The organism is Acidocella sp. C78 (assembly GCF_907164655.1).
This window is the reverse complement of sequence record NZ_CAJQZK010000008.1, coordinates 1-17,619: the sequence shown is the minus strand read 5'-3', so window position 1 is coordinate 17,619 and position 17,619 is coordinate 1. Positions and strand designations below refer to the sequence as shown.

Here is a 17,619-nt window from a genome sequence, read left to right as displayed (position 1 = left end):
CGCGGATTTCCTCTCCGGGCAAGCGGAAGTCAACCGGCGCGTCGGCGGCAGCGATGAATCGGCCCGCTCGTTGACAGGACCTGAGAGGTCCTGTATCCATCGTGACCAGTAATTGAGAATAATTCTCATTCTCAATTTATCCCGGAGACCGCTCTTGTCGCAGACCGCCGTGTCACCGCGTTCCCGTCGTTCGCGCCTGCCCTTTCTCGCCGTGCTCGGCCCTGGCATCGTGGTCATGCTCGCGGATACCGAGGTGGGCAGCATCATCACGGCGTCGCAATCCGGCGTCGCCTGGGGGTATCGGCTGCTGCTGCTGCAGTTCATCCTGATCCCCATCCTGTATGTCGTGCAGGAGCTGACCGTCCGGCTCGGCATCTTCACCGGCAAGGGCCATGGCGAGCTGATCCGCGACACGTTCGGCAAGGGCTGGGCGTGGCTCTCGGCCGCGGGCCTCGCGGTCGCCACGATCGGGGCGCTGCTGTCGGAATTCTCGGGCGTGGCCGGCGTGGGCGAGCTTTATGGCATCCCCCGCGCGGCGACGCTGACGCTCTCGGTGGTGTTCCTGCTCGTGGTCGCGTTCACCGGCTCCTATCGTCGGGTCGAGCGGGTGGCGATCGGGCTCGGGCTGTTCGAGCTGGTGTTCTTTGTCATCGCTTTCGTCTCGCGGCCGGATGCGGGGCAGATCGCCGCCCAGACCTTCCAGCCGGCGCTCGGCGATCCGGGCTATCTCTACCTTGTCGCCGCCAATATCGGCGCCGTCATCATGCCGTGGATGATCTTCTACCAGCAATCGGCGGTGGCGGATAAGCGGCTGACGCCGGCGGATTTCAAATATGCGCGCTGGGATACCGCGATCGGCGCCATCGTCACCCAGCTCGTCATGGCGGCGGTGCTGATCTCGACCGCCGCGACGATCGGCCGGCACAACCCCAATGCGAGCCTGAACACGGTGGGCGATATCACCGCGGCACTCACCCCCTATCTCGGCGTGGCGATGGGCAAGCTCGTGTTCGGCGCCGGCGTGCTCGGCGCCGGGCTGGTGGCGGCCATCGTCGCCTCGCTGGCGCTGGCCTGGGGACTTGGCGAGGTGGCGGGCTATCGCCGCTCGCTGGAGGATCATCCGCTGCGCGCGAGGTGGTTCTATGGTGTGTATGCCGCCTGCCTGATCCTCGGCGCGGTGCTGGTCGGCGTGGTGCCGAATCTGGTTATCCTGAACATCGCCGTCGAGGTGATGAACGCGCTGCTGCTGCCGCTGGTGCTCGGCTTCCTGGTGATGCTCGGCCTCAAGGCGCTGCCGCCGCAGGTGCGGCTGCGGGGCTGGTATGCCGGGCTCGCGATCGCGATGTCGGTGCTGACGGCGGGGCTTGGCGTCTATGGCGGTCTGTCGGGGGCCGGTCTGTTCTGATCCTGCCCGCCCTTGCTTGACAGGGGCAGCTGCGGCTTCTCAAATCGTCGCCAGAATAACGGGAGGCGGCGATGACACTGGAGCCGGATCTGGCGGCACGATTGATGGACGCCGTGGATGCCGGCTTCGACGAGCAGATCGCCTTCACCCAGGCGCTGGTGCGCTTCCCCTCCATCCGCGGCGCCGAGGCGCCGATCCAGGATTTTGTTCATCGCGCGCTGCGGGACCGCGGCTATGCGATGGACCGCTTCACGATGGACCGCGACGCGCTGGCGCGGCATGCGGGCGCGGGCCGGATTTCGGCCGAACATTCCGATGCGCCGATCGTGATCGGCACCCATCGCCCGCGGCGCGATGCCGGCCGGTCGCTGATCCTGCAGGCGCATGTCGATGTCGTGCCGACGGGCCCGGCGGATATGTGGCGCCATCCGCCCTTCGAGCCGGTGATCGCGGAGGGGTGGATGCACGGGCGGGGTGCTGCCGACATGAAGGCCGGCCACGCCGCCAATATCTTCGCGCTCGACGCGCTGCGCCGCGCCGGGTTCCAGCCGGCGGGCACCGTGCATGTCGAATCGGTGGTCGAGGAGGAATCGACCGGCAATGGCGCGCTGATGACGCATCTACGCGGCTATCGCGCCGACGCCGCGCTGATTCCCGAACCGCAGGACGAGCGGCTGGTGCGCGCCAATGTCGGCGTGCTCTGGTTCGAGATCGAGGTGCGCGGCGCGCCGGCGCATGTGCGCGCCATGGCGGAGGGCGCGAACGCGATCGATGCCGCGTATCGCATCATCGCCGATCTGCGCGGGCTGGAGGCGGAGTGGAACGCGCGCAAGGGCGCGCATCCGCATTTCGCCGCCGAGCCGCACCCGATCAACCTCAATCTCGGCCGGATCGAGGGCGGGGACTGGGCCTCCTCGGTGCCGAGCCAATGCCGGCTTTCCTGCCGCATCTCGCTCTATCCCGGTACGCGAGCCTCCGATGCCGCGCGCGAGATCGAGGCGCGGATCGCTGCCTTCGCGGCGACCGACCCGATGCTTGCGAACAACAAGCCTCGCGTCAGCTTCAACGGCTTCTTCGCCGAGGGCTATGTGCTGGAACCGGGATCGGCGGCGGAGGCAGCGCTGGCCGACGCCCATTCGGCGGCGACCGGCGCGCCGCTCGGCACGATGACCACCGGCGCCTATCTCGATGCGCGGGTTCACGCGCTCTACGACCGGATTCCGGCGCTGTGCTACGGCCCGGTCTCGCGCGGCATTCACGGGATCGACGAGGCGGTCGACCTTGCCTCGGTGCGGCGGGTGACGAAGGCGATCGCGCTCTTCGTCGCCGCCTGGTGCGGATTGGAGCCGGGCTGAACCGGCGGAGACGACAGGAGCGACAATGACCGAACTTTGGCACCTCACCGCATCCGACCTCGCCGGGCGCATCCGCCGGCGGGAGGTTTCGGCACGCGAGGCGGCAGCCGCCGCGCTCGCCCGGCTGGACGAGGCGAACCCGGCGATCAACGCCGTGATCGACCATCGCCCGGAGCAGGCGCTGGCCGCCGCGGCACGGATCGACGAGGCACTCGCCCGCGGCGACGATCCGGGCCCGCTCGCCGGCGTTCCCATCACGGTGAAGGTGAATATCGACCAGAAGGGCTTCGCCACCACCAACGGCATCCGCCTGCAGAAAGACCTGGTCGCGCAGCGCAGCAGCCCGGTGGTCGACAATCTCGAACGCGCGGGGGCGGTCATCATCGGCCGCACCAATACCCCCGCCTTCTCGATGCGCTGGTTCACGACCAACCTGCTGCACGGCGATACGCGCAATCCGCATGACCCGGCGCTGACCCCCGGCGGCTCGTCCGGCGGGGCGGCGGCGGCGGTCGCGAGCGGGATCGGCGCTTTCGCCCACGGCACCGACATTGCCGGCTCGATCCGCTACCCTGCCTATGCCTGCGGCCTGCACGGATTGCGGCCCAGCATCGGCCGTGTTCCAGCGTTCAACGCCTCGGGGCCCGAGCGCGGCATCGGCGCGCAGATCACCGCCGTCTCCGGCCCGATCGGGCGCAGCATGGCGGATCTGCGGCTGGCCCTGGCGGCGATGGCGCAGCCGGATCCTGATCCGGACGGCCCGCGCGACCCGTGGTGGTGCCCCGCACCGCTCGATGGGCCGGATCTGCCGCGCCGGGCGGCACTCTGCCTGCGCCCCGGCGGCATGGCGGTGGCGCCGGAGGTCGAGGCGGCGCTGATCGCGGCCGGCCGGGCGCTTGAGAGTGCGGGCTGGACGGTCGAGACGATCGACGACCTGCCGCATATGCGCGAGGCGGTCGAGGTGCAGATCCAGCTCTGGCTTGGCGACGGGTTCGCCACGCTGGCCGCGACCGTGGCGCAGGAAGGCGATCCGGGCGCGATGACGGTGATCGACTCGTTCCGCGAGCAGGCACAATCCTGGCCGGGCGACGTGGTTGCCCAGGCGCTGAAGCGCCGCGCCACCATCGCCCGCGCCTGGCGCCAGCAGCTCGCCCGCTTCCCGGTGCTGATGATGCCCACATCCGGCGAACTGCCCTTCCGCGACGGGCTCGACCTTGCCGGGCCCGATGCGTTCCGCCGTGTGTGGGACGCGCAGGCGACGCAGATCGCGCTGCCCCTGGTCGGCCTGCCGGGGCTGAATGTCGCGACCGGGTTCGCCGGCCGCGCGCCGCTGGGCGTGCAACTCGTCGCAGCCCCCTTCCGCGAGGACGTGCTGCTCGCCGCCGGCGCCGCGATTGCGCGAGACGATGCGCCGATCATGCCGGTCGACCCGCGCGGCGCCGGCTGATCTTCCGCTGCGTTCCGGTTGGCGCCCGGTTGGCGCAAGCCAGCGTTACGCGGAGCGCCGGGGCTTATCCATATAGATCAATGCCGAGACGGGCGTGATACCGCGATATTGGCCTCGTAATCTGATGGATAAGGAGGCTCGATCATGAACAGGCTGAAACGGATTGCGGCACCGGCCGCGCTCGTCGCCCTGCCAGGCCTCGCCTTCGCGCAGGCCGGGACGGGACCGGGCGGATTCGGCTACAGGCCGGGCATGATGTGGTGGGATGATGGGTGGACGACGATGTTTCTCGGACCTTTTTTCATGATCCTCGTTCTCGCCGTGATCGTCATGGTGGCGGTGGCGGTGCTGCGTTCCGCCGGAATGTTCACCCACGGGCCGGCGCATCCGCCGCAGCGCACGGCGCTCGACATTCTCAAGGAGCGGTTCGCGCGCGGCGAGATCGACGCCGCCGAATTCGAGTCGCGGCGCCGGCTGCTGGGGGATTGAGCCCCCGGCGATGCCGGGGGCCAAAGCCGTTACAGCCAGAGCCGTTACAGGATGAAGCGGCCGAGATCGCCGCGCGCGGCGAGCGGGGCAACCTTCTCCTCGACGAGTGCTGCATCGACCGTCACCGTCTCGCCGGCGCGGTCGGTCGCGGCGAAGCTGATCTCCTCGAGCAGCCGCTCCAGCACCGTGGCGAGCCGGCGCGCGCCGATATTCTCGACCCGGTCGTTGATGTCGGCGGCGAGTGCTGCCACCGCCTCGATCGCATCGTCGGTGAAGTGCAGGTCGACAGTCTCGGTCTTGAGCAGGGCGACATACTGCTTCAGCAGCGAGTGTTCCGGCTCGGTCAGGATACGGCGGAAATCCTCGCGCGAGAGCGAGGCGAGCTCGACGCGGATCGGCAGCCGCCCCTGCAGTTCCGGCAGAAGGTCGGACGGCTTGGCGACGTGAAAGGCGCCGGAGGCGATGAAGAGGATATGATCGGTCTTCACCGGGCCGTATTTGGTCGAGACCGTCGTGCCCTCGATCAGCGGAAGCAGGTCGCGCTGCACGCCTTCGCGCGAGACATCGCCGCCGCGAAAGCCGCTCTCGGTGCGGGCGCAGATCTTGTCGATCTCGTCGAGAAAGACGATGCCGTGGGTCTCGGCATGCAGGCGGGCGTCGGCGTTGAGCTGTTCGTTGTCGAGCAGGCGGTCGGCCTCCTCGCGCTCCAGCGCGGCGCGGGCGGCCGAGACGGTCATGCGCTTGCGGCCGTGCTGGCGGCCGAACATCGACTTCATCATGTCGCCAAGATTGATGGCTCCGCCCGGCGGCATGCCCGGCATGTCCATCTGGCCGATCACGTTGGGCGGCGCCTCGCTCACGTCGACATCGATCTCCTTGTCCTCCAGCTCGCCATCGCGCAGCATGCGGCGGAAGCGGTTGCGCGTTTCCGACGAGGCGCCCTCGCCCACCAGCGCGGTGAGCAGGCGATCCTCGGCGGCAAGCTCGGCGCGGGCCTGCACGCCCTTGCGGCTCATCTCGCGCAGCATGGTGAGGGACACCTCGACAAGATCGCGCACGATGCTTTCGACATCGCGGCCGACATAGCCGACCTCGGTGAATTTCGTCGCCTCGACCTTGATGAAGGGCGCCTGCGCGAGCTTGGCCAGGCGGCGGGCGATCTCGGTCTTGCCGCAGCCGGTCGGGCCGATCATCAGGATGTTCTTCGGTACCACCTCCTCGCGCAGCCCCTCGGGGAGCTGCTGGCGGCGCCAGCGGTTGCGAAGGGCGATGGCGACGGCGCGCTTCGCGTCCTGCTGGCCGATGATGAACCGGTCGAGCTCGGAGACGATTTCGCGCGGCGTGTAGGTCGGGCTGTCGATCACAGGATTTCCACCGTTACGTGATGGTTGGTGTAGACGCAGATGTCGCCGGCGATCTTCATCGCTCGCCGGGCGATGTCCTCGGCGGTCATGCCGTCCACCGAGATCAGCGCGCGCGCCGCGGCGAGGGCGTAATTCCCGCCGGAGCCGATGGCGATGATGCCGTCCTCGGGTTCAAGCACGTCGCCATTGCCGGTGAGGGTAAAGGCGTGGGTGCGGTCGGCCACCGCCATCATCGCCTCGAGCCGGCGGAGATAACGGTCGGTCCGCCAGTCCTTGGCGAGTTCGACACAGGCGCGCTCAAGCTGGTTGGGGAAGCGCTCCAGCTTCGCCTCGAGCCGTTCGAGCAGGGTGAAGGCATCGGCCGTGGCACCGGCGAACCCGGCCACGACGTTGCCGTTGCCGATGCGCCGCACCTTGCGCGCATTGCCCTTCACCACGGTGTTGCCGAGCGAGACCTGGCCATCGCCGGCCATGGCCACCTGCCCGTCCCGCTGCACACAGAGAATGGTCGTGCCGTGCCAGCCGACCGGATCATTGGAGTTCATCATGCCCTCCAGATGGCACCGCGCGAAGGGGCGGGCAAGCCGCCCAAGGGGACAGGGCGATGCAAGCCTGAGTGCCTTTCATGCATGCAAGCGATGAAAAAACCGCTATATTCCCCGTCGCGGCTTCGGGGAGACCAGAGGATGGACCGCCGGTTCGGCAGCAGGGCCTATCAGTATTTCGAATTCATCGTCGTCCAGGCGGTGACGTTGCTGATGGCGATCGTGGTGACGGCGGCGCTCGCGCATCTCGTCGTGAACATCGCGCACGACATTCTCGCCACGACGTTCGACCCCACCAACGCGGCGGTGTTCCAGTCGGTGTTCGGGGGAATCTTCACCGTCGTCATCGCGCTGGAATTCAAACGCTCGATCCTGGTGACCAGCGAGCGCGACGAGGGGCCGGTGCGCGTGCGGGTGGTCATCCTGATCGGGATGCTCGCGATCGTTCGCAAGCTGATCATCATGGATCTGGCGCATGAGAACGCGCTGCAGCTCATGGCGCTTTCGGTCGCGTTCCTGTCGCTCGGCATCGTCTATTGGCTGGTGCGCGACCAGGACCGCCGGGAACAGCGGGATTGACCGGCCCCCGTGGCAGGCCCGGCTTGCCAGGTTTCCGGGCCCGGGCTTAGTGTTGGCTACCCAAATTTACCGATAAAAAACATTCAGGGAGACTCACATGCAGGACCGGATGCAGGACCGGACTGCGGCGACGATCGCCGCCCGCCTCGACCGCCTGCCGCCGTCGCGCGCGGTCTGGACCATCATCGTCCTGATCTCGCTGGGTGGCATTTTCGAGTTCTACGACCTGTTCTTCACCGGCTATGTCGCGCCGGGCATGGTGGGCGAAGGGCTGTTCAAGCCGGAATCGCTCGGCTTCCTGGCGGGGCTCAGCGTGCTGAAGGTCGCGGGCTTCGGCACTTTCGTGTTCGCCACCTTCGCCGGGCTCTGGGTTGGCGCGCTGCTGTTCGGACAGATCGCCGACAAGTTCGGACGCCGCGCGGTCTTCACCGGGGCGCTGCTGTGGTACATGGTCTGCACCGCGATCATGGCGTTTCAGACCAGCGGGCTCGCGCTCGATATCTGGCGGTTCATCGCCGGCATCGGCATCGGCGTCGAACTCGTGACCATCGATACCTTCATTTCGGAACTCATCCCCCGGGGCGAGCGCGGCAAGGCCTTCGCGGTGAACCAGTTCATCACGTTTCTCGTGGTGCCGCTGATCGCGTTCCTGGCCTATGCCATGAAGGGCAGCAAGCCGTTCGGGCTGGACTACTGGCGGGTGCTGATCCTGATCGGCTCGGTCGGCGCCGTCGTGGTGTTTGCCCTGCAACGGGGCATTCCGGAGAGCCCGCGCTGGCTGGCCCGCCACGGCCGGATGGCGGAGGCGGAGGCGATCGTCGCCGATATCGAGCGGCGGGTGGCCGCAGAAACCGGCCATCCCCTGCCGCCGCCGCAGCCCGCCGCGCCGGAAGAAGGCGGCGCGGGGTCGATCATGGAGATCTTCGGCGACGAGTATCTGCGGCGGACCATCATCCTGTCGGTCTTCAACATGGCGCAGGTGATCGGCTTCTACGGCTTCGCCGCCTGGGTGCCGACGCTGCTCATCCATCGCGGCATCACCGTGACGCACAGTCTCGAATACGCCTTCATCATCGCCATCGCCAATCCGTTCGGCCCACTGCTCGGCACGGTTTTCGCCGACCGGATCGAACGCAAGACGCAGATCATCGGCGCGCTCGTGATCATGGCGGTGGTGATCGGCCTGTTCGCGCAAAGCTCGGCGCCGCCGGTGCTGATCGCCCTCGGCGTGCTGTTCACCCTCGCGTCGAACGTGATGTCCTTCGCCTATCATGGCTACCAGCCTGAGTTGTATCCCACCCGGATTCGCGCCCGCGCGGTCGGGTTCGTGTATTCGTGGAGCCGGCTGGCGGCAGCCTTCGCCGGCCTCGCGATCGGCGTTCTGCTCGCCCGGTACGGCGTGCCGGGAGTGGCGGTGTTCATCGGGATCGCGATGCTGGTGGGCATCGCGATGATCGCGCTCGGCCCCTCGACCAGGGGGCTCGCGCTCGAACAGATCAACCACTGAGCGAAGTTTCGCCGGCCGGCTGATTGGCGGGCCGGCGAAATTGGGCTAGGCCAGCCCGCATGAGCCGAACTGCAAGCATCACGCGCACCACATCCGAAACCTCGATCGAGCTGATGCTCGACCTCGATGGCGCCGGCAACACCGACATCGCCACCGGAATCGGGTTCTTCGATCACATGCTGACCGCACTCGGCCGGCACGCCATGCTGGACCTGATCGTCCGCGCCGAGGGCGACCTGCATATCGATGCCCATCATACTGTCGAGGATGTCGGCATCGTGCTCGGCCAGGCGATCCGCGAGGCGCTGGGCGACAAGCGCGGCGTCACCCGCTTCGGCTTCGCCGCGACTCCGATGGACGAAGCGCTGTGCGAGGCCGCGATCGACCTTTCCGGCCGCGGCTTCCTGGTGTTCGACGTGCCGTTCGAGCGGCAGACGATCGGCGACATGGACACCCAGCTCGTGCAGGAATTCTTCCAGGCGCTGACCGCCAATGGCGGCTTCGCGCTGCACCTGACCCGCCGCGCCGGGCACAACGCGCATCACGTGGCCGAGGCCGCGTTCAAGGCCGCGGCGCGGGCGCTGCGGATGGCGGTCGAGCCCGATCCGCGTGCCGCCGGCGCGATTCCCTCGACCAAGGGGGTGCTGTGAGGATTGCGGTCATCGATTACGGCAGCGGCAATCTCGCCTCGGCGGCGCGCGGGCTCGAACTCGCCGCCTCCCGGCTCGGGCTCGATGCGACCGTCTCGATCACCGACGATGCCGGGATCGTCGGTGACGCCGACCGCATCGTGCTGCCCGGTCAGGGCGCCTTCGCCGATTGCGCGCACGGGCTCGCCGCCCGCCCCGGCCTTGCCGCCGCAATGCATCGCCGGGTCGAGGCCGGAGCGCCGTTCCTTGGTATCTGCGTCGGTATGCAGCTGATGGCCGAACGCGGGCTCGAACACGAAACCACGCCCGGCTTCGGCTGGATTCGCGGCGATATCGCGCCGATTCGCGCCGATGGCCTGCGCCTGCCGCATATGGGCTGGAACGAGCTGGCCTTCACCCCGGGCGCGCATCCGCTGCTCGAGGGGCTGACGCCGGGCGACCATGCCTATTTCGTGCATTCCTACGCCCTGCGCACGGACGACCGCAGCACGGTGATCGCCACCACCTCGTACGGTGAAGAGATCGTGGCAATGGTTGCAACCGGGAACCGGGCGGGTACACAATTCCACGTTGAGAAAAGCCAGGAGGTCGGCCTGACCATTCTGGGGAATTTCCTGCGCTGGATGCCATGATGACCTGTTCCGATCTTTGCGACCTGCCGCCACCATCGAGCATGCAGGTGGACCGCCTGACATCGCTCGCCGATGACGACATGCAGACGCTGTGCGAGGCGGCCGATGCGGCGATCATCGATGGCGGCGGGTTCGGCTGGCTGCGCCCGCCGGGGCGCGCGGCACTCGAACAGTATTTCCGCGGCGTCGTGATGGTGCCGGAGCGGGAGCTGTTCGTCGGCCGGATGGATGGCGTGATCTATGGCGCAGCCCAACTCGTCCGCCCGCCCCGCAACAACGAGGCGCAGGCTTTCGGCGCGACGCTCGCGCATAATTTCGTCGCCCCCTACGCACGCGGCCATGGCCTCGCCCGGCTGATCGTCCAGCGGGTAGAAGACCGCGCGCGCGCGCTCGGCTATCAGGTGCTCAACCTCGATGTCCGCGAGACCCAGACCGCCGCCATCGCGCTCTACGAGACGGTTGGCTTCATCCGCTGGGGCACCCATCCGGCCTATGCCCGCACCGATGGGCAGACGATCGGCGGTCATTTCTACTACAAGATGTTGCAGGCGTCCTGACATGGCTCTGACCCTCTACCCGGCGATCGACCTCAAGGATGGCGCCTGCGTGCGGCTGCGCCGCGGCGAGATGGACGAGGCGACGATCTATGCCGAGGACCCGGCCGCCCAGGCCCGCGCCTTCGAGGCCGCCGGATTTGCCGCGTTGCACGTTGTCGACCTGAACGGGGCCTTTGCCGGGCGGCCGGTGAATGGCGCGGCGGTGCGCGCGATCCTCGCCGCGGTGGCGATGCCGGTGCAGCTTGGCGGCGGCATCCGCGACATGGCGGGCATCGCCGCCTGGATCGAGCTTGGCATCTCGCGCGTCATTCTCGGCAGCGCCGCGGTGAAGAACCCTGGCCTAGTGCGCGAGGCGGCCGCCGCCTTTCCGGGGCGGATCGTCGTCGGCATCGACGCGCGGGACGGCATGGTCGCCACCGAGGGTTGGGCCGAGACATCGTCGCTACCGGCGACCGAGATGGCGATGCGGCTGCAGGATGCCGGCATCGCCGCGATCATCCATACCGATATCGCGCGCGACGGCATGCTGCAGGGCCTCAATCTCGATGCCACCGAAGCCCTCGCCGCCACCATCACCATCCCGGTGATCGCCTCGGGCGGTGTAGCCGGCATCGAGGATATCCGTAACCTGCGCGCCGCCGCCGGCCGCACGCCGAACCTTGCCGGCACGATCATCGGCCGCGCCCTCTACGATGGCCGGATCAATCCGCAGGCGGCGCTGGCGGAGGCCGCTTCATGCTGAAGCTGCGCGTCATTCCCTGCCTCGACGTGAAGGACGGGCGCGTGGTGAAGGGGGTGAACTTCGTCTCGCTGCGCGATGCCGGCGATCCGGTGGAGCAGGCCGTGGTCTATGACCGCGCGGGCGCCGACGAACTCACCTTTCTCGACATCACCGCGAGCCACGAGAACCGCGACACGATCATCGACGTGGTCGGCCGCACCGCAGCCAAAGTGTTCCTGCCGCTGACCGTCGGCGGCGGCATCCGCACGACGGATGACATGCGCCGCCTGCTGCTGGCTGGTGCGGACAAGTGCAGCATCAACTCCGCCGCCATATCCCGGCCTGACTTCATCAACGAGGCGGCGCGGAAATTCGGCAGCCAGTGCGTCGTCGTCGCGGTCGATGCGCGGCGCGGCGGCGATGGCTGGGAAGTATTCACCCATGGCGGGCGGCGCGGCACCGGGATCGACGCGGTCGGCTGGTGCGCCGAGATGGCGGCGCGCGGCGCCGGCGAGATCCTGCTTACCTCGATGGACCGCGACGGCACCGGCCTCGGCTTCGATCTCGACCTGCTGCGCGCCGTGACCACGCGGGTGAACATCCCCGTGATCGCCTCGGGCGGCGTCGGCACGCTCGCGCATTTCGTCGAGGGTGCCGCGGCGGGCGCGACCGGCCTGCTTGCTGCCAGTGTGTTCCATTTTGGCCAGTTCACCATCGCCGAGGTGAAGGCCGCTCTTGCCGCCGCCGGCCTGCCGGTTCGCCCGGTCGGCCCGCGCTAGAGGTTCCCCATGCCCAAGAAACCCGTGAAATCCACCCTGCCGGATACCAAGGCGAAGAAGGCGGGCAGCAAGACCGCCGCCAAACCGAAAGCCAAGCCCAAGGCTCGCGCGGCGGCGACCCATCCGCCGGTTCCGCCACTGAACCCGGCAGCCCCCAACGCCCAGGTTCTCGACCGGCTGTGGTCGACCATCCTTGCCCGCAAGTCGGCCGATCCGCTGGTCAGCCATTCGGCGCGGCTGCTGTCGCGCGGGATCAACAAGGTGGCGCAGAAATTCGGCGAGGAAGCGGTCGAGTGCCTGATCGAGGCCATCTCCGGCAATCGTGAGGCGCTGATCGCCGAGAGCGCGGACGTGCTGTATCACCTGCTGGTGATGTGGGTGGCGGCCGGGCTGCGGCCGGAGGATGTATGGCTGGAACTCCAGCGCCGGGAAGGGATATCCGGGATCGCCGAAAAAGCGTCCCGCCCGATGCTGCTGTCGATCGCGGAAACGAGGAAAATTCCATGAAACCAGGTGTGAGCGGCAAGCCGCCCTATGACGAGCAGAACGTCTTCGCCAAAATCCTGCGCGGCGAAATCCCCTGCCGGAAAGTGTTCGAAACCGAATTCGCCCTCGCCTTTCACGACATCAACCCGCAGGCGCCGCAGCATGTGCTGGTGATCCCGAAGGGGAAATACGTCTCCTTCGCCGATTTCTCGGCCACCGCCAGCGACGCCGAGATCGCCGGTTTCGTGCGCGCGGTGGGCGAGGTGGCGCGGCAGATCGGCGCGGAAGAGACCGGCTATCGGCTGCTCGCAAATATGGGGCCGGACAGCCACCAGGAAGTGCCGCATCTGCACGTTCATGTCTTTGCCGGCCATCCGCTGGGGCCGATGCTCGTCCGCTGAGCCGATGCTGATCGCGGCGGACCGCCTGTTCCGCGACGGGGCGATCACCGGCCCCGGCGCGGTCGTTGTCGAGGGCGGGCGGATCGCCGCGGTGCTTGACTACGATCCCGCGAACCCGGATTTGCGGCTTGAGGGCGGCGTCCTCGCCCCCGGCCTGATCGATCTGCACAATAACGGCGCCTTCGGCGTCGATTGCGCCGAGGCGGACACCGAGGGATTCCGCCATCTCTGCCGGAACCTCGCCGCGCGGGGCGTCACCAGCTTCGCGCCCACGGTCATCACCGCGCCTTTCGCCGCCCTGCACGGCGCGGCGCGGCGCCTGCGCGCGGCGATGCCGGCGATGGCGGGCGAACCGGCCGCGCGTATGCTTGGCCTGCATCTCGAAGGCCCGTTCCTCGCACCGAACCGGCGCGGCGCCCACCGCGCGGACTGGCTGCGGGAGCCGACCGGCGCGGCGCTGGACGAGCTTCTGGCCGACCCCGATCTTGCCGCCACGCTGAAGCTCGTCACCCTCGCGCCGGAGCGGCCGGGCGGGCTTGCGGCGGTGCGGCGGCTGACGGGCGCGGGGGTGGCGGTGGCACTGGGCCACAGCGATGCCGATGCGGCAGCCGCGCAAGCCGCGATCGAGGCCGGCGCCCGCCTGGTGACGCATGTGTTCACTGCGATGCGGCCGTTTCATCATCGCGATCCGGGGCTGATCGGCGTCGCCCTCGCCGATGCGCGGGTGCATGCGTGTTTCATCGCCGACGGCGTGCATGCGGATGCGCTGGCGTTGCGCTTCGGCTTCGCCGCCGCCGGGGCGCGGGCGGTGGCGGTGACCGACTCGGTCAGCCTCGCCGGCCTGCCCGAGGGCTGCATGGCACGCTTCGGCGGCGATTCCGCGCAGGCGCGGGACGGCGCCGCGCGGCGACCGGACGGGTCGCTCACCGGTGCGACGATCACGCTCGATGAAGGGCTGCGCCGCCTGATCGGTGCCGGCATCGCACCCGCTGCCGCGCTGTCTGCGGCGACCGAAGCCCCCGCCGCAGCCCTCGGCCTGGCAGATCGGGGGCGGCTCGCCGCCGGGTGCCTGGCCGATCTCATCTGGTTCGACGATGGATTCGAGATCCGCAATGCCTGGATCGGCGGCGCGGCGCTGCATCCCCTGCCCGCCCCGGCGCGCCAGGCCCCCGCCATGCCGGCGACGGAGACGATCCGCCGCGATCTCGACGAACTCGACCGGGCGGCCACCGGCACGATCATGGGCGCGTTGCTGGATCAGGAACAGGGAGCGGCGGCGGCGGTGAAGCGAGCCATTCCGTCGCTCGCCCGGCTGGCGGAGGAGGTGGCGGCGCGGCTCGAAGCCGGCGGGCGGCTGTTCTATGCCGGTGCTGGAACCTCCGGCCGCCTCGCGGTGCTCGATGCGGTGGAATGCGGCCCGACCTTCTCGCTGCCGGACGGGGTGATCATTCCCCTGATCGCCGGTGGCCGCGCGGCGGTGACCGGCGCGGTCGAGGGCGCCGAAGACGATGAGCATGCCGCTGCCGCCCTGCTCGATGAGCACAAGGCGGGCCCGGCGGATGGTCTCGTCGGCATCGCCGCCTCCGGGCGCACGCCGTTCACCCTCGGCGCGCTGCGCGCCGCCGCCGCGCGCGGCCTGCTGACCGGGGCGATCGTCAATGCCGATGGCCCGCTCGCCACCGCCGCCGACATCGCGGTGGTGATCGCGACGGGTGCTGAGGTGCTCGCCGGCTCGACCCGGCTTTCGGCCGGCACCAGCCAGAAACTGGCGCTCAACGCGCTCTCCACCACGGTGATGATGCGCCTCGGCAAGACGTTCGGCCCCTATATGGTCGATCTCCGCGCCACCAATGCGAAGCTGCGCGCCCGCGCCATCCGCATCGTCCGCGCGATTGCCGGCGCGTCCGAGGCCGATGCCAAAGATGCCCTTGAAACAAGCGGTTACGAAGTAAAAACGGCGATCGTCATGCTGGTGTTGCGAATCGGCACGACCGAGGCGCGCCTGCGGCTTGGCGCGGCGGGCGGGCGATTGCGCGCCGCCCTGGAAAGGGCATAGTCCCTCCCGCACCGGCCAGCTCCCGGCCGGAAAATGGAGGAACTCATGAGCCAGACGGCAGAGCAAGGCTTCGAAAGCGTCTTCACGCTCGAAGCCACCCAGTTGAAATACGGAATCGGCGCGGCTGACGAGCTCGGCTGGGAGGCGAAGCGCCTTGGCCTTCGCCATGTCATCCTGGTTGCCGACCCGATGCTGCACCAGTTCGGCTTGATCGAGCAGATCGAGGGAATCCTCGCCGCATCCGGCATCACCTTCGACCGGTTCGAGGATATCCATGTCGAGCCGACGATTGACAGTTTCGCCCGCGGCGCGGCCTTCGCGGAGGCGCATCCCTGCGACGGGTTCATCGCCTTGGGCGGCGGCTCGACGATCGATACCGCGAAAGTCGCCAACCTGATCAGCACCCATGGCGGGGCGGTGATCGACTATGTCAACCCGCCGATCGGCGGCGGCAAGAAGCCGCCCGGACCGCTGCGGCCGCTGATCGCGCTACCCACCACATCCGGCTCGGGATCGGAGGCGACCACCGTCGCCGTGCTCGATATCCCCGAACTGAAGGTCAAGAGCGGCATCTCGCATCGCTACATGCGGCCGACCCTCGCCATGGTCGATCCCGCCCTCGCCCGCACCACGCCGGCGGGCGTGACGGCCTCTGCCGGGCTCGACGTGATCTGCCACGCAGTCGAGAGCTATATCTCGAAACCGTTCAACCAGCGGCCGAAACCGGCCTCGCCGGACGATCGGCCGCCCTATCAGGGCTCGAACCCGGTGGCCGATATCTGGTCGCTCCAGGCGATCGAGTTCGGCGGGAAATATCTCGCCCGCGCCGTGGCCGATGGCGAGGATTACGAGGCGCGCGGGACGATGATGCTCGGCGCGACGATGGCCGGCATCGGCTTCGGCACCGCCGGCGTGCACATTCCCCATGCCTGCGCCTATCCGATCGCCGGGCTGAAGCACGTCTATCACGCGCCCGGCTATTCGCGGAACCACGCCTTCGTGCCGCACGGGTTTTCGGTGATCGTCACGTCGCCGGCGGCATTCCGCTACACCTATGACGCGGCACCCGAGAAACATATCCGCGCCGCCAGCCTGCTGCGCGGCCACGATATCGAGACCCCCGGCCCGGACTCGCTGCCGGCGGCACTGATCGACCTGATGAAGGCCGTCGGCGCCCCGTCGGGCATCGCCGAACTCGGCTACACCGAGGCGGATATTCCCGCGATCATCGACGGCGCGCTGAAACAGCAGCGCCTGCTCGCCGGATCGCCCAAGCCGGTGGATGCCGGCATTCTGGAGACCATACTCCGCCAGTCGATGCGCAATTGGTAAAACCTCAATAACACAAGGGTAAGGAAAATGTCAGACATCAGGCTCTACATGTTCAGCTGCGGCACGCTCAAGACCGTGACCGCCTCGATCAAGATGAACCAGGGCAACGATCCCTACGAAATCCCGGTGCCGTGGTTCCTCATCACGCATCCGAAAGGCAATATCGTGATCGATGGCGGCAATGCCGCCGAGGTCGCCGAGGACATGCGGGCGCATTGGGGCGCGGTCTGCGATGTCTACCTCCCGGTGATGACGCGCGAGGAAGCCTGCCTGCCGCAGTTGCAGAAGCTCGGCATCGATCCGGCCAGCGTGCGCTACGTGCTGCAATCGCATCTGCATCTCGACCATACCGGGGCGATCGGCCGGTTTCCGAACGCGACCCATCTCGTGCAGCGGGCGGAATACGAATATGCCTACACGCCGGACTGGTTCGCCGCCGGCGGCTATATCCGCAAGGATTTCGACAGGCCGGGCCTGAAATGGCAGTTCCTCAACGGCGCCGCCGATGATTTCTACGATCTCTACGGCGATGGAGTGATCCGCACCGTCTTCACCCCGGCCACGCGCCCGGGCATCAATCGTTCCTCGTCACGCTGCCGAAGGCGGGCCCGATGCTGCTGACGGTGGATGCCGCCTATACGACCGATCACTGGGATGAGAAGGCGCTGCCGGGCTTCCTTGCCAGCACGGTGGATACCGTGCGCTCGGTGCAGAAGCTGCGCACGCTCGCCGAGAAGACCGGTGCGACGGTGGTGACTGGCCATGATCCGATCGCCTGGCCGAGCTTCAAACACGCGCCTGGCTATTACGACTGAGCCTCGCCCTTCGCGGCAAAGACGAACCCGCCCGGAGACGATCCGGGCGGGTTTTTTGTCGGTCGGAGATGACGCGCGATCAGAACTGCACGCCGCGGGTCAGCGCGCCGTCGACCACGAGATTGGTGCGGTGACGAAGCTTGCCGCCGGGCTGGCGAGGAACACCACGCCGCGCGCCACCTCGTCAGGCCGGCCCATCCGCCCGGTCGGGTTGAGGGCGAGCGCTTCCTTGTACAGCGCCGGATTGCCGTGCTCGATCTTTTCCCACACCCCGCCGGGGAAATAGGTATTGCCCGGCGAGAGCGCGTTGACGCGGATGCCCTTGCCGGCGAGCTGGAACGACAGACCCTTGGCGTAATGGATCAGCGCCGCCTTGAACACGCCATAAGGGCCGGCGGCGAAATCCACCTCGCGGCCCGAGACCGAGGAGATCACCACGATCGAGGCGGCATCGGATTTTTCGAGGAACGGCATCGCCGCGTTCACCGCGGTCACCGTG

Annotated in this window: 20 protein-coding genes; 17 read left to right on the top strand and 3 right to left on the bottom strand. The window is 68.2% G+C overall.

From position 1 onward, the window contains the following. Positions 1-154 precede the first annotated feature (154 nt). From ACIDOCELLA78_RS000000102975 to ACIDOCELLA78_RS000000102960, 4 genes are all read left to right on the top strand, one after another. On the top strand, positions 155-1,405 hold the full coding sequence (locus ACIDOCELLA78_RS000000102975) for an NRAMP family divalent metal transporter (RefSeq protein ID WP_201728319.1): 1,251 nt from the start codon (positions 155-157) through the stop codon (positions 1,403-1,405). Positions 1,406-1,476: 71 nt separating this feature from the next. Continuing rightward, positions 1,477-2,760 (top strand): ArgE/DapE family deacylase, encoded by a 1,284-nt coding sequence (locus ACIDOCELLA78_RS000000102970; protein WP_201728318.1) that lies wholly within the window; start codon positions 1,477-1,479, stop codon positions 2,758-2,760. Between the two features lie 25 nt (positions 2,761-2,785). Next, on the top strand, positions 2,786-4,207 hold the full coding sequence (locus tag ACIDOCELLA78_RS000000102965; protein ID WP_201728317.1) for an amidase family protein: 1,422 nt from the start codon (positions 2,786-2,788) through the stop codon (positions 4,205-4,207). Positions 4,208-4,351: 144 nt separating this feature from the next. Further along, positions 4,352-4,696, top strand: coding sequence for an SHOCT domain-containing protein (locus ACIDOCELLA78_RS000000102960; protein WP_201728316.1), 345 nt, complete (start codon positions 4,352-4,354; stop codon positions 4,694-4,696). A gap of 44 nt (positions 4,697-4,740) precedes the next feature. On the opposite strand, the gene hslU is transcribed toward ACIDOCELLA78_RS000000102960, so the two are convergent. Together hslU and hslV are read right to left on the bottom strand one after the other, a co-directional pair. Continuing rightward, positions 4,741-6,060 carry an ATP-dependent protease ATPase subunit HslU gene (gene hslU / locus ACIDOCELLA78_RS000000102955; protein WP_374223241.1) on the bottom strand — a complete coding sequence of 440 codons (1,320 nt, stop codon included), beginning with the start codon at positions 6,058-6,060 and terminating at the stop codon, positions 4,741-4,743. Then, the gene (gene hslV, locus ACIDOCELLA78_RS000000102950; RefSeq protein ID WP_201728315.1) at positions 6,057-6,608 is read right to left on the bottom strand and encodes an ATP-dependent protease subunit HslV; all 552 of its coding nucleotides are present in this window, start codon (positions 6,606-6,608) and stop codon (positions 6,057-6,059) included. Before hslV ends, hslU begins: the two co-directional genes overlap by 4 nt. 138 nt (positions 6,609-6,746) lie before the next feature. Here hslV and ACIDOCELLA78_RS000000102945 point away from each other — a divergent pair, with 138 nt between their 5' ends. The 13 genes from ACIDOCELLA78_RS000000102945 to ACIDOCELLA78_RS000000102885 all read left to right on the top strand — a co-directional run bounded on the left by ACIDOCELLA78_RS000000102945 (position 6,747) and on the right by ACIDOCELLA78_RS000000102885 (position 17,120). Further along, the gene (locus ACIDOCELLA78_RS000000102945; protein WP_201728314.1) at positions 6,747-7,184 is read left to right on the top strand and encodes a phosphate-starvation-inducible PsiE family protein; all 438 of its coding nucleotides are present in this window, start codon (positions 6,747-6,749) and stop codon (positions 7,182-7,184) included. 97 nt (positions 7,185-7,281) lie between these two features. After that, positions 7,282-8,691 carry an MFS transporter gene (locus tag ACIDOCELLA78_RS000000102940; protein WP_249675554.1) on the top strand — a complete coding sequence of 470 codons (1,410 nt, stop codon included), beginning with the start codon at positions 7,282-7,284 and terminating at the stop codon, positions 8,689-8,691. Positions 8,692-8,750: 59 nt separating this feature from the next. After that, positions 8,751-9,341 (top strand): imidazoleglycerol-phosphate dehydratase HisB, encoded by a 591-nt coding sequence (gene hisB / locus ACIDOCELLA78_RS000000102935; RefSeq protein WP_201728313.1) that lies wholly within the window; start codon positions 8,751-8,753, stop codon positions 9,339-9,341. Continuing rightward, positions 9,338-9,973: an imidazole glycerol phosphate synthase subunit HisH gene (gene hisH, locus ACIDOCELLA78_RS000000102930; RefSeq protein ID WP_201728312.1), complete on the top strand. Its 636-nt coding sequence runs from the start codon at positions 9,338-9,340 to the stop codon at positions 9,971-9,973. Before hisB ends, hisH begins: the two co-directional genes overlap by 4 nt. After that, a complete protein-coding gene (locus tag ACIDOCELLA78_RS000000102925; RefSeq protein WP_201728311.1) occupies positions 9,970-10,530 on the top strand; it encodes a GNAT family N-acetyltransferase in 561 nt (186 codons plus the stop codon). The genes hisH and ACIDOCELLA78_RS000000102925 overlap by 4 nt, the downstream gene beginning before the upstream one ends. 1 nt (position 10,531) lies before the next feature. After that, complete coding sequence (gene hisA / locus ACIDOCELLA78_RS000000102920) at positions 10,532-11,272, top strand: 1-(5-phosphoribosyl)-5-[(5-phosphoribosylamino)methylideneamino]imidazole-4-carboxamide isomerase (RefSeq protein WP_201728310.1); 741 nt, start codon at positions 10,532-10,534, stop codon at positions 11,270-11,272. After that, a complete protein-coding gene (hisF, locus tag ACIDOCELLA78_RS000000102915) occupies positions 11,266-12,030 on the top strand; it encodes an imidazole glycerol phosphate synthase subunit HisF (RefSeq protein ID WP_201728309.1) in 765 nt (254 codons plus the stop codon). Before hisA ends, hisF begins: the two co-directional genes overlap by 7 nt. 9 nt (positions 12,031-12,039) lie before the next feature. Then, positions 12,040-12,537 (top strand): phosphoribosyl-ATP diphosphatase, encoded by a 498-nt coding sequence (locus tag ACIDOCELLA78_RS000000102910; RefSeq protein ID WP_201728308.1) that lies wholly within the window; start codon positions 12,040-12,042, stop codon positions 12,535-12,537. Beyond that, positions 12,534-12,917 (top strand): histidine triad nucleotide-binding protein, encoded by a 384-nt coding sequence (locus tag ACIDOCELLA78_RS000000102905; protein WP_201728307.1) that lies wholly within the window; start codon positions 12,534-12,536, stop codon positions 12,915-12,917. Before ACIDOCELLA78_RS000000102910 ends, ACIDOCELLA78_RS000000102905 begins: the two co-directional genes overlap by 4 nt. Before the next feature lie 4 nt (positions 12,918-12,921). Further along, complete coding sequence (nagA, locus tag ACIDOCELLA78_RS000000102900) at positions 12,922-14,973, top strand: N-acetylglucosamine-6-phosphate deacetylase (protein WP_201728306.1); 2,052 nt, start codon at positions 12,922-12,924, stop codon at positions 14,971-14,973. Positions 14,974-15,018: 45 nt separating this feature from the next. Next, the gene (locus ACIDOCELLA78_RS000000102895) at positions 15,019-16,305 is read left to right on the top strand and encodes a hydroxyacid-oxoacid transhydrogenase (RefSeq protein WP_249675551.1); all 1,287 of its coding nucleotides are present in this window, start codon (positions 15,019-15,021) and stop codon (positions 16,303-16,305) included. Between the two features lie 27 nt (positions 16,306-16,332). Next, positions 16,333-16,926, top strand: a complete 594-nt coding sequence (locus tag ACIDOCELLA78_RS000000102890) for an N-acyl homoserine lactonase family protein (RefSeq protein ID WP_249675534.1) — start codon at positions 16,333-16,335, stop codon at positions 16,924-16,926. Next, complete coding sequence (locus ACIDOCELLA78_RS000000102885; RefSeq protein WP_249675530.1) at positions 16,917-17,120, top strand: hypothetical protein; 204 nt, start codon at positions 16,917-16,919, stop codon at positions 17,118-17,120. Before ACIDOCELLA78_RS000000102890 ends, ACIDOCELLA78_RS000000102885 begins: the two co-directional genes overlap by 10 nt. Positions 17,121-17,219: 99 nt before the next feature. On the opposite strand, the gene ACIDOCELLA78_RS000000102880 is transcribed toward ACIDOCELLA78_RS000000102885, so the two are convergent. Next, a partial coding sequence (locus ACIDOCELLA78_RS000000102880; protein WP_249675526.1) for an SDR family NAD(P)-dependent oxidoreductase occupies positions 17,220-17,619 on the bottom strand: 400 nt, incomplete at its 5' end.